This is a genomic window from Rhodophyticola sp. CCM32 (genome assembly GCF_004751985.1).
Classification (GTDB): domain Bacteria; phylum Pseudomonadota; class Alphaproteobacteria; order Rhodobacterales; family Rhodobacteraceae; genus Rhodophyticola.
The window spans coordinates 2,578,434-2,596,806 of record NZ_CP038492.1 but is presented as its reverse complement, the minus strand read 5'-3'; the positions used below and the strand labels follow the sequence as shown (position 1 = coordinate 2,596,806).

General features: G+C 59.5%; 15 protein-coding genes. 14 read left to right on the top strand and 1 reads right to left on the bottom strand.

From position 1 onward, the window contains the following. Positions 1-140 precede the first annotated feature (140 nt). The 8 genes from purC (at position 141) to E2K80_RS12540 (ending at position 10,013) form a co-directional block, all read left to right on the top strand. Positions 141-902: a phosphoribosylaminoimidazolesuccinocarboxamide synthase gene (purC, locus tag E2K80_RS12575; RefSeq protein ID WP_135375314.1), complete on the top strand. Its 762-nt coding sequence runs from the start codon at positions 141-143 to the stop codon at positions 900-902. Between the two features lie 64 nt (positions 903-966). After that, positions 967-1,197, top strand: coding sequence for a phosphoribosylformylglycinamidine synthase subunit PurS (gene purS, locus E2K80_RS12570; RefSeq protein WP_135375313.1), 231 nt, complete (start codon positions 967-969; stop codon positions 1,195-1,197). Then, positions 1,197-1,865 (top strand): phosphoribosylformylglycinamidine synthase subunit PurQ, encoded by a 669-nt coding sequence (gene purQ, locus E2K80_RS12565; protein WP_135375312.1) that lies wholly within the window; start codon positions 1,197-1,199, stop codon positions 1,863-1,865. The genes purS and purQ overlap by 1 nt, the downstream gene beginning before the upstream one ends. Before the next feature lie 109 nt (positions 1,866-1,974). Continuing rightward, entirely contained in the window at positions 1,975-3,681 is a 1,707-nt protein-coding gene (locus E2K80_RS12560; protein WP_135376613.1) for a sensor histidine kinase, read from the top strand. Positions 3,682-3,700: 19 nt separating this feature from the next. Next, a complete protein-coding gene (locus E2K80_RS12555) occupies positions 3,701-5,017 on the top strand; it encodes a sigma-54-dependent transcriptional regulator (RefSeq protein ID WP_135375311.1) in 1,317 nt (438 codons plus the stop codon). Positions 5,018-5,039: 22 nt separating this feature from the next. Then, complete coding sequence (locus E2K80_RS12550) at positions 5,040-5,849, top strand: endonuclease/exonuclease/phosphatase family protein (RefSeq protein ID WP_135375310.1); 810 nt, start codon at positions 5,040-5,042, stop codon at positions 5,847-5,849. Between the two features lie 978 nt (positions 5,850-6,827). Next, positions 6,828-9,473: a ribonuclease E/G gene (locus E2K80_RS12545; protein WP_135375309.1), complete on the top strand. Its 2,646-nt coding sequence runs from the start codon at positions 6,828-6,830 to the stop codon at positions 9,471-9,473. A gap of 315 nt (positions 9,474-9,788) precedes the next feature. Next, entirely contained in the window at positions 9,789-10,013 is a 225-nt protein-coding gene (locus E2K80_RS12540) for a hypothetical protein (RefSeq protein WP_135375308.1), read from the top strand. 321 nt (positions 10,014-10,334) lie between these two features. Here E2K80_RS12540 and E2K80_RS12535 read toward each other — a convergent pair whose 3' ends face one another. Then, on the bottom strand, positions 10,335-11,702 hold the full coding sequence (locus tag E2K80_RS12535) for a formimidoylglutamate deiminase (protein ID WP_135375307.1): 1,368 nt from the start codon (positions 11,700-11,702) through the stop codon (positions 10,335-10,337). Between the two features lie 90 nt (positions 11,703-11,792). Between E2K80_RS12535 and hutI the strand changes: the two genes are divergently transcribed. The 6 genes from hutI (at position 11,793) to E2K80_RS12505 (ending at position 18,373) form a co-directional block, all read left to right on the top strand. Beyond that, on the top strand, positions 11,793-12,980 hold the full coding sequence (gene hutI, locus E2K80_RS12530) for an imidazolonepropionase (protein ID WP_443216555.1): 1,188 nt from the start codon (positions 11,793-11,795) through the stop codon (positions 12,978-12,980). Then, the gene (gene hutH, locus E2K80_RS12525) at positions 12,977-14,500 is read left to right on the top strand and encodes a histidine ammonia-lyase (RefSeq protein ID WP_135375305.1); all 1,524 of its coding nucleotides are present in this window, start codon (positions 12,977-12,979) and stop codon (positions 14,498-14,500) included. The genes hutI and hutH overlap by 4 nt, the downstream gene beginning before the upstream one ends. Next, on the top strand, positions 14,497-15,294 hold the full coding sequence (gene hutG / locus E2K80_RS12520; RefSeq protein ID WP_135375304.1) for an N-formylglutamate deformylase: 798 nt from the start codon (positions 14,497-14,499) through the stop codon (positions 15,292-15,294). The genes hutH and hutG overlap by 4 nt, the downstream gene beginning before the upstream one ends. Further along, on the top strand, positions 15,291-16,958 hold the full coding sequence (hutU, locus tag E2K80_RS12515; protein ID WP_135375303.1) for a urocanate hydratase: 1,668 nt from the start codon (positions 15,291-15,293) through the stop codon (positions 16,956-16,958). Before hutG ends, hutU begins: the two co-directional genes overlap by 4 nt. A gap of 22 nt (positions 16,959-16,980) precedes the next feature. After that, positions 16,981-17,304, top strand: a complete 324-nt coding sequence (locus E2K80_RS12510) for a 2Fe-2S iron-sulfur cluster-binding protein (protein WP_135375302.1) — start codon at positions 16,981-16,983, stop codon at positions 17,302-17,304. Positions 17,305-17,623: 319 nt separating this feature from the next. Beyond that, positions 17,624-18,373 (top strand): UTRA domain-containing protein, encoded by a 750-nt coding sequence (locus E2K80_RS12505; protein WP_135375301.1) that lies wholly within the window; start codon positions 17,624-17,626, stop codon positions 18,371-18,373.

Below are 18,373 nucleotides of genomic sequence, written 5' to 3'. Positions count from 1 at the left end.
TCGCCCCTCATTATGCCGGGTGGGGACAATGCCGCAAGCGGATATGGCCATCTGCCTTGCGACAGAGCGCCCGATGTCCTATAGCGCGGCTGTATCGGCAGAACGTGGGGCATGTTCTGCATACCGTTCACGGAGACATCATGGCACGGCGCAAACTGGTCTATGAAGGCAAGGCCAAAATCCTCTATGAGGGGCCTGAACCCGGCACATTGGTGCAATATTTCAAAGATGACGCCACCGCCTTCAACGCTGAAAAACGCGATGTGATTGACGGCAAGGGGGTGTTGAACAACCGGCTGTCGGAATTTTTCATGACCGGGCTGAACAGCATCGGGGTGCCGACCCATTTCATCCGCCGCATCAATATGCGCGAACAACTGATCCGCGCGGTTGAGATCATTCCGCTGGAGGTTGTGGTGCGCAATCTGGCCGCAGGCCAGATCTCCCAGCGTCTGGGGATTGAGGAAGGCACGCCGCTGCCGCGCCCGATTGTGGAGTTTTATTACAAGGATGACGACCTTGGCGACCCGCTGGTCAGCGAGGAACATGCCATCGCCTTCGGCTGGGCCAGCCAGCAGGATCTGGATGACATGGTGTCGCTTGCGCTCAGGGTGAATGATTTCCTGTCCGGTCTGATGCTGGCGGTGGGCATCAAATTGGTGGATTTCAAGATCGAGATCGGGCGGGTCTGGGAAGGTGATTACATGCGTCTGATCATCGCCGATGAAATCAGCCCCGACAGTTGCCGCTTATGGGATACCGAAAGCGGCCAGAAACTGGACAAGGATGTGTTCCGCCGGGATCTGGGCGATCTGGCTGATGCCTATACGGAAGTGGCGCGGCGTCTGGGGGTTTTGCCGTCGAACACGGCGCCGGTGACCAAGCCGACACTGATCAATTGAGAGTTCCGCGCCGTTTGGCGCGGGGCAGAGATGCGTATTTGGAACAAGAAGAAGGGCAGGGGTGATGCGCGCAACCGTGACCGTGATGCTGAAACAGGGTGTTCTGGACCCCCAGGGGGAGGCCGTGCGCCACGGGTTGGGCGCCCTGGGTTTTGAGGGGGTGACCGCTGTGCGTCAGGGCAAGCTGATCGAGCTGGATCTGGCGGATGGCACCAGCGAGGCAGAGGTGACCGAGATGTGTGAAAAGCTGCTGGCCAACACGGTGATCGAAAGCTACCGGGTGGAGATGGGCTGATGCGTGCGGCGGTTCTGGTTTTCCCCGGCTCCAATTGTGATCGTGATCTGGCGGTGGCGTTTCGCGCTGCGGGATTTGATGTGCAGATGGTCTGGCACAAGGATACAGACCTGCCCGAGGGGCTGGATATCGTCGGTGTGCCGGGCGGGTTTTCCTATGGCGATTACCTGCGTTGCGGGGCGATTGCGGCCCATTCCCCGATTTCGCGCGCCCTGAAAACCCATGCAGGGCGTGGCGGCTATGTGTTCGGGGTGTGCAACGGGTTCCAGATTCTGACCGAGACCCGGCTCCTGCCCGGGGCCTTGCTGCAAAATGCCGATGTGAAATATATCTGCAAGACGCTGACCCTGCGGGTGGAAACCACGGACAGCGCCTTTACAAACGCCTATAAGCCCCTGGATGAGATTGATATTCCGATTGCCCATCATGAGGGCAATTATCAGGTCGATGCCGACAGTCTGGCCCGGTTGCAGGGTGAGGATCGCATCGCCTTCCGCTATCTTCAGACGCCGAACGGGTCCACCGATGATATTGCCGGTATCCTGTCCGAAAACCGGCGGGTTCTGGGGATGATGCCGCACCCTGAACGGCGCGCGGACCCGGCCCATGGCGGGACCGACGGGGCGGCGCTTTTCGCCTCTCTCAGCGAGGCACTGGTTGCGGCATAGCCAGATGGCTTGAGCCTGCTGCCCTGCATCGCGTAATCTGCCCCGGATGAGTAAGACCAACACCACCCTTCCGGCGCTGCGCGGATCGTCCCTGAAACGCACATGGGTGATGCGCGGGCTGATGATCCTGTTGCTGGCGGGCGCGGTTGCGGTGATCTGGGTGTCGAATATCTGGCTGACCCAGAGGTTCACGGAAACCACGCGCAACCGGGCCGAGCTGCGACTGGCGCTTTATTCCGGCTCCATCGTGTCGGAATTGCAAAGCAATTCCGTGGTGCCGCTGTTGTTGAGCCGGGACCCGTTATTGATCCGGGCGCTGGATCAGGGGGATTTCACCACAACCTCGCAGCGGTTGATCTCTTACGGTGAAGAGATCGCGGCGGCGTCGATGTTCCTGCTCAACCGGGAGGGTCGGATTGTGGCGGCAACCGACCGCAACCGGCTGGGGGAATTGCTGAACGCTGAGCCCTATTTTGTGCAGGCCCAGCGGGCCCCGGACACGGTGTTTACCAGCACCGAACAGGCCACCGGCGCGTTTGATTTCACCTTTTCGCGCCGGGTGATGGATGACAACCGGCTCTTGGGCGTGGTGGTGGTCGAGGTCAATCTGGCGCGTCTGGAAGACCGCTGGCGGGGCACGACCGAAGCCGTTTTCGTGGCCAATTCCGAGGGCCGGATCATGCTGTCGACCGAGCCGCGCTGGCGCGGGCGGACAGAGGAGGATGCGTTGGCGCTGCGCTCTCCGCCCTCGGCGATCCAGCGTGCGATCGAGGCCACGGGGGACTGGGCCTTTGGCGATCCGTCCCCGTATTTCTTCGGCGATTCCACGATCCGCCTGGAAAGCCGTATTCCGTTTCGCGGCTGGCGGCTGACATCCTTCACCGCCTATGCCTCGGTCCGGGAGCGGGTGAACGGGGTTCTGGCGCTTCAGATCATGGGATTCGCCCTGTTGCTGGCCGGCGCGTTTTATGTGCTCAGCCGCCGGGCCCGGATGCAAAGCGTCGTGTTTCAGCGCGAATCGGCAGAGCTTCGCCGGTTGAATGACAGGCTCGGGCGGGAAATCGCCGAGCGTCAGAAGGTCGAACGGACCCTGGAAGAGGCCGAACAGAGCCTGGCGCAGAGCCAGAAACTGGCCGCCCTGGGAGAGATGTCGGCGGCGGTCAGCCATGAGCTTAATCAGCCGCTGGCGGCGATGAAAACCTATCTGGCCGGGGCCAAGCTGCTTTTGCAGCGCCGCAGGCCCGAAGAGGCGTTGAGTTCGTTCCAGAGAATCGATGACCTGATCGAGCGGATGGGCGCGATCACCCGGCAGCTGAAAAGCTATGCGCGCAAGGGCGGAGAGGCATTTGAACCGGTCGATCTGCGGGAGGCGCTGAAAGGCGGGCTGACGATGATGGAACCGCAGCTCAGGCAGATGACGGTTGAGATCACGCAGAACCTGCCGCGCCAGCCGGTGATGGTGCTGGCAGACCGGCTGCGGCTTGAGCAGGTGATCATCAATTTGCTGCGCAATGCGCTGGACGCTATGAAGGCCGAGGACCGGCGCGAGCTGGACCTGATCGTGGCTGGCGGCGAAGAGGCGGTTTTGACCGTGCGCGACAATGGCAGGGGGATTGACGATCTCGATGCTTTGTTCGAGCCATTCTATACGACCAAGAAACCCGGTGACGGGGTGGGCCTGGGTCTGGCGATCTCATCAGGGATCATCAATGATCTGGGGGGGCGATTGACTGCACGCAATGGCGCCAGACGCGGTGCCGTGTTCGAGATGCGCCTGCCGATACTCGATCGGTCTGCCACCGCTGCCGCCGAGTGAGCATAAAGGACACGAGCCGATGAAAATCGCGATTGTCGATGACGAACAGGACATGCGCCAGTCGATCAGCCAATGGCTGGCGCTGAGCGGGTTTGACACCGAGACCTTTGCCAGCGCCGAGGATGCGCTGAAAGGGATCGGCCCGGATTTTCCGGGCGTGGTGGTCAGCGATATCAAAATGCCCGGCATGGACGGGATGGCGTTTCTGAAACGCCTGATGGGGATGGATAGCGGCCTGCCGGTGATCATGATCACCGGTCATGGCGATGTGCCCATGGCGGTCGAAGCCATGCGGATCGGGGCCTATGACTTTCTGGAAAAGCCGTTCAACCCGGACCGGATGGCCGAACTGGCCAAACGGGCCAGCCAGACCCGGCGCCTGACACTCGACAACCGGGCCCTGCGCCGGGAGTTGAGCGATGGCACGGTTCTGATGCGCAAGCTGATCGGCTCTTCCCCGGTGATGGAACGGCTGCGCGAGGATATTCTTGATCTGGGTCAGGCCGATGGTCATGTGCTGATCCTGGGGGAAACCGGAACGGGCAAGACCCTGGTGGCCCATGCGTTGCATGCGGTTGGCCCGCGGGCGGGCAAAAGCTTTGTCTCGCTCAGCTGTGCCGCCCATGATGAAGAGACATTGGCGACCATACTGTTCGGCCCGGTGGGCGAGGGGCAGGACCTGCCCCTGATGGAACAGGCCCGCAGCGGCAGTCTGGTGCTGGAGGATATCGAAGCCTTGCCGCAGGCCCTGCAGGCCCGTCTTTTGACCGCGATCAATGATCAGGGCACCCCGGCCGAAACCCGGATTGTGGCGATCTGCAATGCGCCGGAACCCGAAGGCTGCGAGGCCGCGCTGCGCCCGGATCTGTTCTATCGTCTGGCGGCGATGCGTATCGACCTGCCGCCGCTGCGCCAGCGGGGCGAGGATATCCTGACGCTGTTCAACCGCTTCGGGGAGCAGTTTGCCGAAGAATACGGCACCGATGCGCCGGAAGTGACGGCGCAGGAGGCCGCGCAATTGCTGCAGGCGCCCTGGCCCGGAAATGTGCGCCAGCTGATCAACATCGCCGAACGGGCGATTTTGCAGCAACGGCGCGGGTCGGGTACCATCGCCTCGCTGCTGATGAGCGATAATGCCGAGATCAGCCCGCAGGCCGTGGGCGAGGGCAAGCCGCTGAAAGAATATGTGGAGGCGTTCGAGCGGATGTTGATCGACAACACCATGCGCCGCCATCGCGGGTCGATTGCCAGCGTTATGGAGGAGTTGTGCCTGCCGCGCCGGACATTGAATGAGAAAATGGCGAAATACGGGTTGAGCCGGTCAGATTATCTCTGACATCGGCTGTGTTGCGGGGTCCATGCGCTTTATCAGTCTGAATGCCTGGGGCGGGCAGGTCTGGTCTGCCCTGAAACCCTGGATGCCCGCCATGGCGCCGGATATCCTGTGTTTGCAGGAGGTTACCCGCGCGCCGGTGCCCAGCCCCGATTGGCTGCGCTATGTGGACCCGTATCGCGCGCTTGATCAGCGGGCCGATCTGTTTGGCGATATCTCGGCCCTGCTGCCCGATCATCAATCCGCTTTCGCGCCCGCGACACGGGGCAGCTTGCAGGACAAGGCCGGCCAAAACGTCGCCTCGGAACATGGGCAGGCGGTCTGGGTCGCGCCCCATCTGGCGGTGACGGAACAGTGGCAGGGGTTCATCCATGGCCGGTTCCGCCCCGATGGCTGGGGGGCGGAACCTGTCAGCCGCACCATGCAGATTCTGCGGATTTGCGACCCGAAAACCGGCGGGCAGGTGGTCTGTGCCCATTTCCACGGGCTGCGCGACCCCTCGGGCAAGGGCGACACACCCGCCCGCGCGGCCCAGGCCAAAGCGGTCTGTGCCGCGTTGCGGGCTTTTCTTGCCCCGGGGGAGCCGCTGATTCTGGCCGGGGATTTCAACCTTTTGCCGGACAGCGCCAGTTTTGCGGAATTTGCAGCTCTTGGCCTCACCGATCTGGTAACCACGCGCGGTTTCACCGATACCCGCACCAGCCTTTACCCGAAACCACAGCGCTTTGCGGATTACCTGCTGGTCACCCCGGAGGTCCGCGTTGCGGAGTTTGATCTGCCCGCCTTGCCCGAGATGTCTGACCACCGGCCGATGATCCTGGATTTCGATGTTTAGGGTCAGGCCCCCTTAAATCCATACCGTCAGTTTGGCAGATTTTTCGCGTGACGAGGCGCAGGGCTGCCGGAATAGTGGTTCTATTTCAAAGGTCTGCAACGATGCTCACGCGGGACATCCGCCAAACCCGAAGGGCGCCGATTTCACATCATCTCAGCGGCGTGCGCCGCTTGACCGTAGAACACCTATGGCCGGCGCGCCGCAAACCACTGATATGTCGTGAAATCGGCGCTGACGGTATGGATTTAAGGGGGTCTGACCCTAAAGCGGTTTGCGTTTTATATGAGGCAGCCCCATCGAAAACCGCGTTCGATCCGAAGGGGAAAGGCAGCGGTTTTCGATACAGATCAAACGCAAACCGCCATAGAGCCTTTTGTAATTGTCTGATGCGACATATCGCAAGTTGATGACTTTCAATGCCGTACAAATACAAAAGCTGTATCTGTCTGCGGGTGTCTCCCGCATGGTGAAATCAGATATGGGTTTGCGGGCGCGCATGATCAGCCTGCGCGGCGACACCGGGCTGGTCCTGAAACCGGTCGTCTTGTGGCCCATACTTCGTTGAAGCCCCCACCGAAAACCATATGTTAAGAGAATGGGCATTGTCATTTCGCCCCGTGTTCCATTAATATCTCTCGGACCGGCAACCGCAACGATGGTCCGGCAAATCAGTTTTTCCAGGCCTCTGGTCCACCGCAAGATCGTGCGGGCCAACAGGTCGGGTCACAGGGTTTTCGCCCATACAGGGTTTTGCCCATTGAGATTGCCCTTTTTTTGACGGGGCTTATGAACGGATGGTGACGGTTTTACGCACCATCGGAGACAAACCGCGATGACACGCGCGCCACAAACCCCGGCACAGACAGGTACGGCTTCGACCCGTCCTCTGGCCGATTGCGCGCGCCTCCTCGCTATTTCAGGACATCATGGCAGCCGTGCCTCCCCAGGGGCGGGCAGGGCGCTATGCGCAAGGATAATATGGCAAAAAAGATGCTTATCGATGCCACACACGCGGAAGAGACCCGCGTTGTCGTGGCAGATGGAACCAGGGTTGAGGAGTTCGACTTTGAGTCGCTGAACAAGCGGCAACTGGCAGGAAATATCTATCTCGCAAAGATCACCCGGGTGGAGCCATCGCTTCAGGCCGCCTTTGTGGATTATGGCGGCAATCGCCACGGCTTTCTGGCCTTCTCGGAGATTCACCCGGATTATTACCAGATCCCGACCGCAGACCGCGAGGCGTTGCTGGCCGAGGAACGGGAATATGCCGAGGCGATGGCCGCGACCGAGGATGAGCCGCGCCCGAAACGGCGCAGCCGGCGCCGTCGCAAGGGCAGTGAGACCAAGGCAGAGGCCACATCGAACGATGCGGTGACAACCGGCGAGGCCAGACCCCCGTCTGGCATGGATGTCGTCGATCTGGGTCAGGAGGAGGACGCGGCTGCCTCCGCTGATGCAACCGAAACCGGTCCCGAAACTGCCCCTGAGAGCGCAGCAGACGCTGCCGAAACGCCGGTAGAACTCACAGCGGAAACGCCCGCAGAGGCCGAGACTGAAGCTGCTGAGGCTGAAGCCGAAACACCCAAACCCCGGTCGCGGTCTAGACGGTCCGCCAAGGCAAAAGCCGCCGAGAAAGCCACCGAGGCTGAGACGGAAGAAACAACAGATGCCGAGAAGAGCGGCGATGATGCGGATGCTGCGGAAGAGGATGATGTCGACACGGTCGCCGATGATGATGACCAGGAAGACATCCGGCCGGTCCGCAAACCCCGGCCCCGGAAATACAAGATTCAGGAGGTCGTGAAGGTCCGCCAGATCATGCTGGTGCAGGTCGTCAAGGAAGAGCGTGGCAACAAGGGCGCGGCGCTGACCACCTATCTGTCGATCGCGGGCCGCTATTGTGTGCTGATGCCGAATACTGCACGCGGCGGTGGCATCTCGCGCAAGATCACGGTCGCCGCCGACCGCAAGAAGCTGAAGGAAATCGCCACTGGGCTGGATGTGCCCCAGGGCGCGGGCCTGATTGTGCGCACGGCAGGGGCCAAACGCACCAAGGCCGAAATCAAACGCGACTATGAATATCTGCAACGGCAATGGGAACAGGTGCGCGCGCTGACCCTGAAATCCACCGCGCCTGCGCCGATCTATGAAGAGGGCAACCTGATCCACCGGTCGATCCGCGATCTTTATAATCGCGATATTGACGAGGTGCTGGTCGAAGGCGATGTCGGGTATCGGCAGGCCAAGGACTTCATGAAGATGATCATGCCGTCCCATGCCAAGAACGTGAAACATTACACCGACCCGATGCCGCTTTTCGCGCGTCACAAGGTCGAGGGTTACCTGGCCGATATGTTCAACCCGGTCGTGCAGCTGAAATCCGGCGGCTATATCGTGATCGGCGTGACCGAGGCGCTGGTGGCGATTGATGTGAACTCTGGCCGGGCCACCAAGGAAGGCTCGATCGAGGAGACCGCGACCAAGACCAATCTGGAGGCCGCAGAAGAGGTGGCGCGCCAGTTGCGCCTGCGCGATCTGGCCGGTCTGATCGTGATCGACTTCATCGACATGGATGACCGGCGCAACAACAACGCCGTTGAAAAGCGGATCAAGGACAAGCTGAAAACCGACCGGGCGCGGATTCAGGTGGGCCGGATTTCGGCTTTCGGCCTGATGGAGATGAGCCGCCAGCGCCTGCGTCCGGGTATGCTTGAGGCGACGACCCAGCCATGCCCCGCCTGCCATGGCACCGGGCTGGTCCGGTCCGATGACAGTCTGGCGCTGTCGATCCTGCGCCAGCTGGAGGAGGAAGGCACGCGGCGCCGGTCGCGCGAGGTGTTGCTGACCGCGCCGGTGGGGATCGTGAACTTCATCATGAATGTGAAACGCGAATACCTTGCCGAGATCGAGGCGCGCTATGGCCTGTCGGTGCGGATCGAGGCAGATTCGCATCTGGTGGTTCCCGATTACAAGATCGAGAAATTCAAGACAGCCACAAGGCGGGTGCCCGATGCGGCGCCGATTGTCTCGATGGATGCCGCTTTGATGGAACAGGTCGAAGAGGCCGCCTCGGCAGGGGATGACGGGGATAATACGCCAGAGGCCACAGGGCCTGCGGATGGGGAAGAGAACGGCACCAAGCGCAAGCGTCGTCGGCGCAGGGGCGGTCGGGGCCGCCGCCGGTCAAACGGTGAGGATGCCGCACAGAACGGGGATGCGGAAGAGGGCGATGCGCCAACAGAAGCGGACGAGACCGTAGCGGCAGAGGCAGAGACATCCGCCGAGGCCGAGGCCACCGCAGATGCCCCTGAGGCGCCCGCTGAAGACGAGGCCAAACCGAAACGCCGCCGCTCACGCGGGGGGCGTGGCCGGAAAAAGGCCACGGATGCGCCTTCGGAAGAGGGTGCAGAGCCGTCGCCCGAGACAGGGACAGATGCAGCACCCGCCGTCAAGGACACCACCTCTGAGCCGGAGCCTGCCCCTGAGCCCGAGCCTGTGGCTGAAACTGTCGCAGCAGTGGCAGCACCTGACCCGGCCCCTGAACCAAGCCCGGAATCGGTGGCCGTTGAGGTCGATGACGGCCCGCCGAAACCCAAACGCAAAGGCTGGTGGTCGCTCGGCTGAGAAAGCTTTGGCCTCGGGCCGAGACCAAAGCACACAGCCTTTACCGCCCGGCAGCCCGTCGGGCGGAGACCTTCGCTATACAGCATAATTTGGGCGATGCAGGTTCAAGGCGGAATTCTGCAGAATTCCCCATGGAAAACTGGAGTTTTCCACCCCAGCGGCGTCCTGGCTGTTCAATCCCGGCATCTCGGTGACTTTATTTCAGCCTACAACTTCGCGTGTCGTTTACAGCGATTTTCGTTTGCTCGGATTCGGTATTCCCGTTTGGATTGAGCCGTGATTCCTTGTTTGAAGAATTCAGCAAGGGCGGTCGCTATGGGCAAACCTCATCCATTGGAGCTTCGGCAGCGCGTTGTGGCGCATGTCGAGGCTGGCAACAGGCATCGTTCAGCGGCGGCGCGGTTCGATGTTTCGGTCAAATTCGTCAATGACATGGTCAGGCTGAAACGTCAGACAGGGTCGCTTGAGACTAAGCGTCAGGGCAATCCGGGCATTGGCAAGCTGACACCTCATTCAGACCGGGTAGCGTGTGCAGGGTGAGACCAAGGGCGAGATCACGTTTGAGGAAATGGCTGCGCGACTGTTGGCTGAGCGTGGTGTATCTGTCGAGAGGCAGCGAACAAGCGATTCAATGTTAACTCGAAAGGCTATAGATTCCAACTTATGCCGGACGCCACATTTTGTGTACTGTCCGGTATGAATCGCGGCTTGTCTGGCGAGAAACCCAACTTTTGTCGGGCAATACGACAACTTTCAGCAATAAAACGATTTTCGAGCCTATCGGTGGCCTGTCTACTGCCACTCATATGCCACCCCCGAGGCCGGTTCGCGGATCATTGCCGTTTCCCTGCGGGAGGCCGGTTAGAGGTCGGTGATTAACTCGGCAATTGCGGTGCGATACCGGGCGATGATGTCATCGCGGCGCACGTGGCGACCTTCACGCACCTGATGACGCCCTGCGCTCCACACATCTGTAACAACGTCATCATTTGCAGCGAATGCCAACCCGTCGAGCAATTGCGCATCGTCCAGTGCGCAAAGCGCAGGCGTGGTGCTGTCGATGGCGACCATATCGGCAAGCTGACCCGCTGCAAGTGTTCCGGACGCCCGTCCAATCGCCTGCGCACCGCCGATTGCCGCTTGTGTGTAAAGGAATGCACCAACGGACCCCTCGCCAGTGATCATGATATTCCTGCTCAGATCGCGCAGCCGTTGCGAATATTCCAGGGTGCGCAGTTCCTCTGTCAAAGAAATACGCACATTTGAATCGGACCCGATGCCAAAGGCACCGCCTGCATTCAGATAGGCCGGCCCGTTGAAAGGACCGTCGCCAAGATTGGCTTCGGTGATCGGACAAAGGCCAGCAACAGCGCCAGACCGCGCCATCTGCTGCGTTTCTTCCGGTGTCATATGTGTCGCATGGATCAGGCACCAGCGCTCATCAACCGGCGCATTTTCAAGCAACCATTCCACCGGGCGGGCGCCCAGCCATTGGGTGATGTCTGTAACTTCTTTGGGTTGTTCGGCGATGTGAATATGAACCGGTTTTTGGTCCGCTATTTCTAACACATGTGCCAGATCATCTGGTGATGTCGCGCGCAATGAATGGGGGGCAATGCCCACGACGGTATCCGGTGGCATTGTGGATTTCGCGGCGCATCGTGCATCGCTGACCAGGTTGGCAAACCGATCAACAGAATTTCTGAACCGCAATTGACCACCTTCAAGCGGTTGCTGGCCCGCGCCGCCATAGGAATAGAGCACAGGCAGATGTGTCAGCCCAATCCCCGTAGTCTGCGCGGCGCTGAAAACACGCTCGCTCAGCTCGATTTGGGTGTCATATTCGGCGCCGCCAATCTGGTTATGGACGTAGTGAAATTCGCCCACCGAAGCATAACCTGCCTCTTGCATCTCCATGAAAGTCAGTGCGGCAATGGCCTCGAATTGCGCAGGCACGAGACGATCCAGAAACTTGTACATCAAGCTCCGCCATGTCCAGAAACTGTCACGGCCGGCGGCGCGGATTTCGGTCATTCCCGCCATCGCGCGCTGAAAGCTATGGCTGTGCAGATTGGCAAGGGCAGGAAGCAATGTGTCCACGCGCAGGGCGGCGGCAGTCGGGGCAACACCAACCCGTATGGCTTCTATTGTCCCGCTTTCAACTGACACGAGGGCATCTTTTTCCAAACCCCGTGATGTTAGAACACGGCGCGCAAAAATCTCTTGCATGTCACTCTCTTTTGTATAGACATAATATAAATAACAATGTTTGACCGCTATCTCAAGCCTGATTGTGATGCAGCTAAGATGACCTCTCAAATCGTTCTTCGAAACACGACAATTGCAACCATGACGGCGGATTATGGGCTCTTGTCCGATGGCGCGATTGCCATTCAGGACGGGGAAATTGCATGGTGCGGTCCCGAGGCCGATTTGCCCGGCCAGTTTGCCGATCTGCCAAGCGAAGATCTGGCCGGGCGGCTGGTCACGCCGGGGCTGATCGATTGTCACACCCATTTGGTATTTGGCGGTGATCGCGCGCAGGAGTTTGAGATGCGCCTGAATGGCGCAAGTTACGAAGAGGTGGCGCGCGCTGGTGGCGGCATCGTGTCGACCGTCAAGGCAACACGGCAAGCCAGCGTTGAAAACCTGGTGGCGCAGGCCTTGCCCCGTCTGGATGCGATGATCGCGGAAGGTATCACGACGGTTGAGATCAAATCGGGCTATGGTCTGAATGAAGAGGCTGAGTTGAACATGCTGCGCGCCGCGCGGAAACTGGCCTCCATACGACCCGTGCGGATCCTGACATCCTATCTGGGTGCCCATGCGGTGCCTAAGGAATATCAGAACCGCCCTGATGCCTACATTGACGAGGTTTGCATTCCGACGTTGCACAAAGCCCATGCCGAAGGGCTGGTCGATGCAGTGGATGGCTTTTGCGAGGGGATCGCCTTTGACACGGCCCAGATTGCCCGTGTGTTTGACGCAGCAACTGCGCTTGGCTTGCCGCTAAAGCTCCATGCGGAACAGCTCTCCAATATTGGCGGCACACAATTGGCCGCCGCACGTGGTGCGATGTCGGTCGATCACATCGAATATGCCAACAATGATGACTGCGCCGCCCTTGCGAAATCGGGCACGGTGGCGGTGATCCTGCCCGGTGCGTTTTATACCCTGCGCGAAACGCAAGCGCCCCCGATAGACGCCCTGCGCACCCACAACGTGCCCATGGCCGTCGCGACGGATTGCAACCCCGGTTCCAGCCCGATGACATCCCTGCTGTTGGCGATGAACATGGCCTGCACGTTATTCCGCATGACCCCGCAAGAGGCGCTTGCCGGTGCCACGCGCCACGCGGCACAGGCCTTGGGCCAGGATGGGCTTGGCATCATTCAACAGGGCGCAACTGCCGATCTGGCCGTCTGGAACGTCAGCCATCCGGCTGAACTTTCCTATCGCATTGGTTTCAACAGCCTGCACAAACGCTATTTTGGAGGTGTCGCATGATCACGCTTATCCCTGGCAATGTCACACGAGACACGCTCTGCCGCATTTATCGCGACGGTACGGCTGCATCGCTTGATGCATCCGCCCGCCCAAGGATCGCGCAGGCGTCGGATCTTGTCGCCAAAGCCGCAGCAGGAAACGTCGCGGTTTACGGCGTCAATACCGGGTTTGGGAAACTGGCCAGCGTCAAGATCGCGCCCGAGGACACCGAAACGCTGCAGCGGAACCTGATCCTGAGCCATTGCTGCGGCGTGGGTGAGCCTTTGGATGACAGCAAAGTGCGGCTGATGATGGTTCTCAAACTGATCTCGCTTGGTCGCGGGGCCTCTGGCGTGCGATGGGAAACGATCGCGCTGATCGAGGCGATGCTTGCAAAGAATGTGCTTCCGGTGATCCCCGAACAGGGATCGGTCGGGGCCTCAGGTGATCTGGCACCGCTGGCCCATATGGCGGCTGCAATGATCGGAGAGGGCGAGGCGCGCGTTGATGGCGTGCGGATGTCGGCGGCAAGCGCGTTGGCGCAAGCCGGGCTGATACCAATCATTCTGGGCCCGAAAGAAGGGCTTGGCCTGATCAATGGAACACAGTTTTCAACGGCCTGCGCCTTGGCAGGGCTGTTCGATGCACAGCGCCTTGTGGAAACCTGCGCGGTTACGGCCGCACTTTCGACCGACGCGATCATGGGGTCCACGGCGCCGTTGCTGGCAGAAATTCACACCCTGCGCGGACATGCGGGCCAGATCGACATGGCGGCCGCCATGCGCCAAATCATGGATGGCTCGGAAATCCGTGAAAGCCACCGCGAAGGCGACACGCGCGTACAAGACCCCTATTGCATCCGGTGCCAGCCACAGGTGTCGGGCGCGGCCCTTGATGTCCTGCGCACAGCGGCCAGAACCCTGGAAATCGAGGCCAACGCCGTCACCGATAACCCGCTTGTGTTGCTTGAAAGCGGTCAAATCGTTTCGGGCGGCAATTTCCACGCGGAATATACCGGGTTTGCCGCCGATCAGATCGCACTTGCCGTATCCGAAATCGGGGCCATCGCTCAGCGCCGGATTGCGTTGATGGTGGATCCAGCCCTCAGCTTTGATTTGCCTCCCTTTCTGACACCTGATCCTGGCCTGAACTCTGGCTTCATGATCGCCGAAGTCACAAGCGCGGCCCTGATGAGCGAGAACAAGCATCTGGCAAACCCATGCGTGACCGACAGCACGCCGACATCTGCCAACCAGGAAGACCATGTGTCGATGGCGGCGCATGGCGCTTTGCGATTGGCGAAGATGAACGCAAACCTCAGCGTGATCCTTGGGATCGAACTGCTCTGCGCCGCCCAGGGCGTAGAGGCACGTGGCCCGTTGAAAACGTCAGAAACATTGCAGGCCGTGGTTGCCCGCCTGCGCCAGGACATCGCAACACTTGGCAATGATCGCTACCTTGCCCCGGATATTTCTGTAGCGGCGGGTCTGATCAAATCAGGTGTCATCAGCACAGCGGGCAAGACCGCATTTGCGTTATGATTGAAGTGCAAAGAGGCGACGGCCCTATCGTGTTGGGCCTGCCACATACCGGTACTGACGTACCTGAAGCGATCATGCAGGATCTGAATGAGACGGGCCGGGCGCTGGCCGATACAGATTGGCATATTCACCAGCTGTATGATGGGGTGCTGGACGGTGTGACCTCAGTCCGCACACCTTGGCACCGCTATGTGATTGACGCCAACCGTGATCCGGGTGGCCAGAGCCTGTATCCCGGTCAAAACACCACCGGCCTGTGCCCCGTGACAGATTTTGATGGGCACCCGATTTACCACGAAGGCCAGGAACCGGATGCATCTGAAATCGAGGTGCGTCGCGCGAAATATCACGCACCGTACCATGCCGCCTTACACGCCGAAATGGACCGGATCAAAACGCTGCATGGGTATGCCATACTCTATGACTGCCATTCGATCCGCGGGCATATCCCGTTCCTGTTCGAAGGCCAGCTGCCCGATTTCAACATCGGCACAAATCTTGGCACAACCTGTGACGCCCGCATTGCAGAGGTAACGGAACGGATCTGTGCCGCCGCCCAGGGGTATTCCAGCGTCACCAATGGCCGCTTCAAAGGCGGATGGACCACCCGGTATTATGGCCGCCCGGAAGATGGGTTTCACGCCATCCAGATGGAACTGTCGCAGTCCACCTATCTGACCGAAGAATGCGCGCCATGGGCCTATGACACCGCCAAAGCCAACCAATTGCGCCGCCATCTCACAGACATTCTAACCCGCATTGCTACCGTGATCCCGACAGGAGATTTGACATGACCGATCCTCGCCACAACATCCGCGACGTATTTCCGGACACCGGGACCGAGATCACCGCCAAAAGCTGGATGACCGAAGCCCCGATGCGGATGCTGATGAACAACCTGCATCCCGATGTGGCCGAGAACCCCCATGACCTGGTCGTTTATGGGGGGATTGGTCGCGCGGCGCGCACCTGGGAAGATTTTGACCAGATTATCGCCAGTCTGAAAGACCTCGACGAGACCCAAACGCTTTTGGTGCAATCGGGCAAACCCGTCGGTGTGTTCCAGACCCACAAAGACGCCCCGCGTGTGATCATCGCCAATTCCAATCTTGTTCCCCATTGGGCGACCTGGGACCATTTCAACGAGCTCGATAAAAAGGGCCTTGCCATGTATGGCCAGATGACCGCCGGGTCATGGATTTACATCGGCACGCAAGGCATTGTGCAGGGCACCTATGAAACCTTCATGGAGGCGGGTCGCCAGCACTATGATGGAAACCTCAAGGGCCGATGGATCCTGACAGGTGGTCTTGGCGGTATGGGCGGCGCGCAACCGCTGGCCGCCGTCATGGCGGGCGCCTGTTGTCTGGCCGTGGAATGCGACGAGACGCGCGCCGATTTTCGTCTGCGCACCCGATATGTCGATGAAAAGACAAGCGATCTGAACGAAGCCCTGTCGATGATCGACCGGTGGACCAAAGCGGGCGAAGCAAAATCCGTAGCGCTGATTGCGAACGCGGCGGATGTGTTCCCCGAACTGGTCAAACGCGGCATTCATCCAGATATCGTTACGGATCAGACATCGGCCCATGATCCGATCCACGGCTATCTTCCCCAGGGCTGGAGCGTTGCCGAGTGGCGCGCCAGGCAGGAAAGCGATCCCGCTGCGGTTGAGAAAGCCGCGCGCGCGTCGATGAAAACCCATGTCGCGGCGATGGTCGATTTCTGGAACGCAGACGTGCCGACATTGGATTATGGCAACAATATCCGTCAGGTCGCACTCGAAGAGGGATTGGAAAACGCCTTTGCATTCCCCGGGTTTGTCCCGGCCTATATCCGCCCGCTGTTCTGCCGTGGGATCGGGCCGTTTCGCTGGTGCGCTTTGTCTGGCGACCCCGAAGACATCTACAAGACCGACGCCAAGGTCAAAGAGATATTGGCGGATGACGCCCATTTGCACAATTGGCTCGACATGGCCCGCGAACGCATCGCGTTCCAGGGCATGCCCGCACGAATTTGCTGGGTTGGCCTGGGGGTGCGTCACAAGCTGGGCCTGGCGTTCAACGAGATGGTGCGCAATGGCGAGTTGAGCGCGCCAATTGTGATCGGGCGCGACCATCTGGACAGTGGCTCGGTTGCCTCGCCCAACCGTGAGACGGAAGCCATGAAAGATGGTTCTGACGCTGTATCAGACTGGCCGCTGCTCAACGCGATGTTGAACGTCGCCAGCGGTGCGACATGGGTTTCGCTCCATCACGGTGGTGGCGTTGGCATGGGCTTTTCCCAGCACTCTGGCATGGTCATCTGCTGTGATGGCTCAGAGGATGCGGACCGCCGGATTGAACGGGTCTTGTGGAATGATCCCGCCACCGGCGTCATGCGTCACGCAGATGCCGGCTATGACATTGCTAAAGATTGTGCACGCGAAAACGGGCTGAACCTGCCCGGAATTCTGTAGGATTCAGCGTTGGAGTGAAACCATGCCAAAAATCAAATATATCGAATATTCTGGTCAGGAACATGAGATCGACGTCGCAGTTGGGCTAACCGTGATGGAGGGCGCGCGCGACAACGCGATACCCGGCATCGAAGCCGATTGCGGCGGGGCCTGTGCCTGCTCGACCTGCCATGTCTATGTGGACGAGGCTTGGGTTGATCGGCTACCGGCAAAAGATGATATGGAAATCGACATGCTGGATTTCGCGCACGAGCCTGATCCGCAGAAATCTCGCCTGACATGCCAGCTCAAAGTGACAGAAGCATTTGATGGATTAATTGTCAGAATGCCGGAAAGACAGATATGAAATCAAATTTGTCGTCTTGGGTAATATTTGATCAATGAGATATCCGACCCCCAGCATCGGGTCGATACAGAGTACCGTCAGTATCCTCTCCAGCCCCTCGAACCGGGAAAACGGCTTCCCGGCCTGCATCCGCGATACTGAACCGTCGGAAAGGCATATGCGCTGACAATCTCAGAACCTCTCTTGTCATCCCACCGCCATTCTTCCAGGCGGCCGCCGGGATTGTGTCACGGCTGAAAAACTGATCTATCATCTGTGCGTTTCCAACAGGTTCTTCAAAGAACCAGGACAGAAATCAGCTTCATGTAAGTACTTCAAAATGGATGTGAAAATCAAAAGCCCCTCTCAAGGAACCCGGCAAGAGACACCGTCTTTGCATGACAGAATTCTGAATGAGGTCAGAGAAAACATCGTGTCCGGACGCTGGCCTCCGGGGCACCGCATCCCTTTTGAAACGGCGATGGCCAAGGAATTCGGCTGTTCGCGGATGACGGTGAACAAAGCACTGACGCAGCTTGCCCGGTCCGGGTTTCTGGAGCGGACACGCAAATCCGGCACATATGTCAAATCACCACAGGCTTTGTCAGCAGCACTTGAGATTACAAACATCCAGAAGGAAGTCGAAGACGCGGGCAAGACCTATACCTACACGCTTCTGCTTGATGTGGTCCGGGCGTCAAATTCCCGCGATGCGGAACGGTTGAATAAATCGGGCTCGAAAAAAGTTCGGGCCGTGGAATGCCTGCACTTGGCCAGCGATGCTCCGTTTTGCTATGAGGAACGCATCATCAACATTGATGCCGTACCAGAGATTGAACATGCCTCGTTCGAGGATGAACCACCGGGCGCGTGGCTTTTGCAAAAGGTTCCATGGAACTCTGCCGAACATCAGATCAGCGCAGAAACAACACCGGCTGATGTGGCGACGCAGTTGGGCATCAATCCCGGAGAACCCTGTCTGGCCGTTGAACGGAAAACCCAAAATGATCTGGGCAATGTGACATGGGCGAAACTTTGGTACGCGGGCGCAAACCATCGCTTGGTTGCGACATTCACGCCCAGCGGCTGA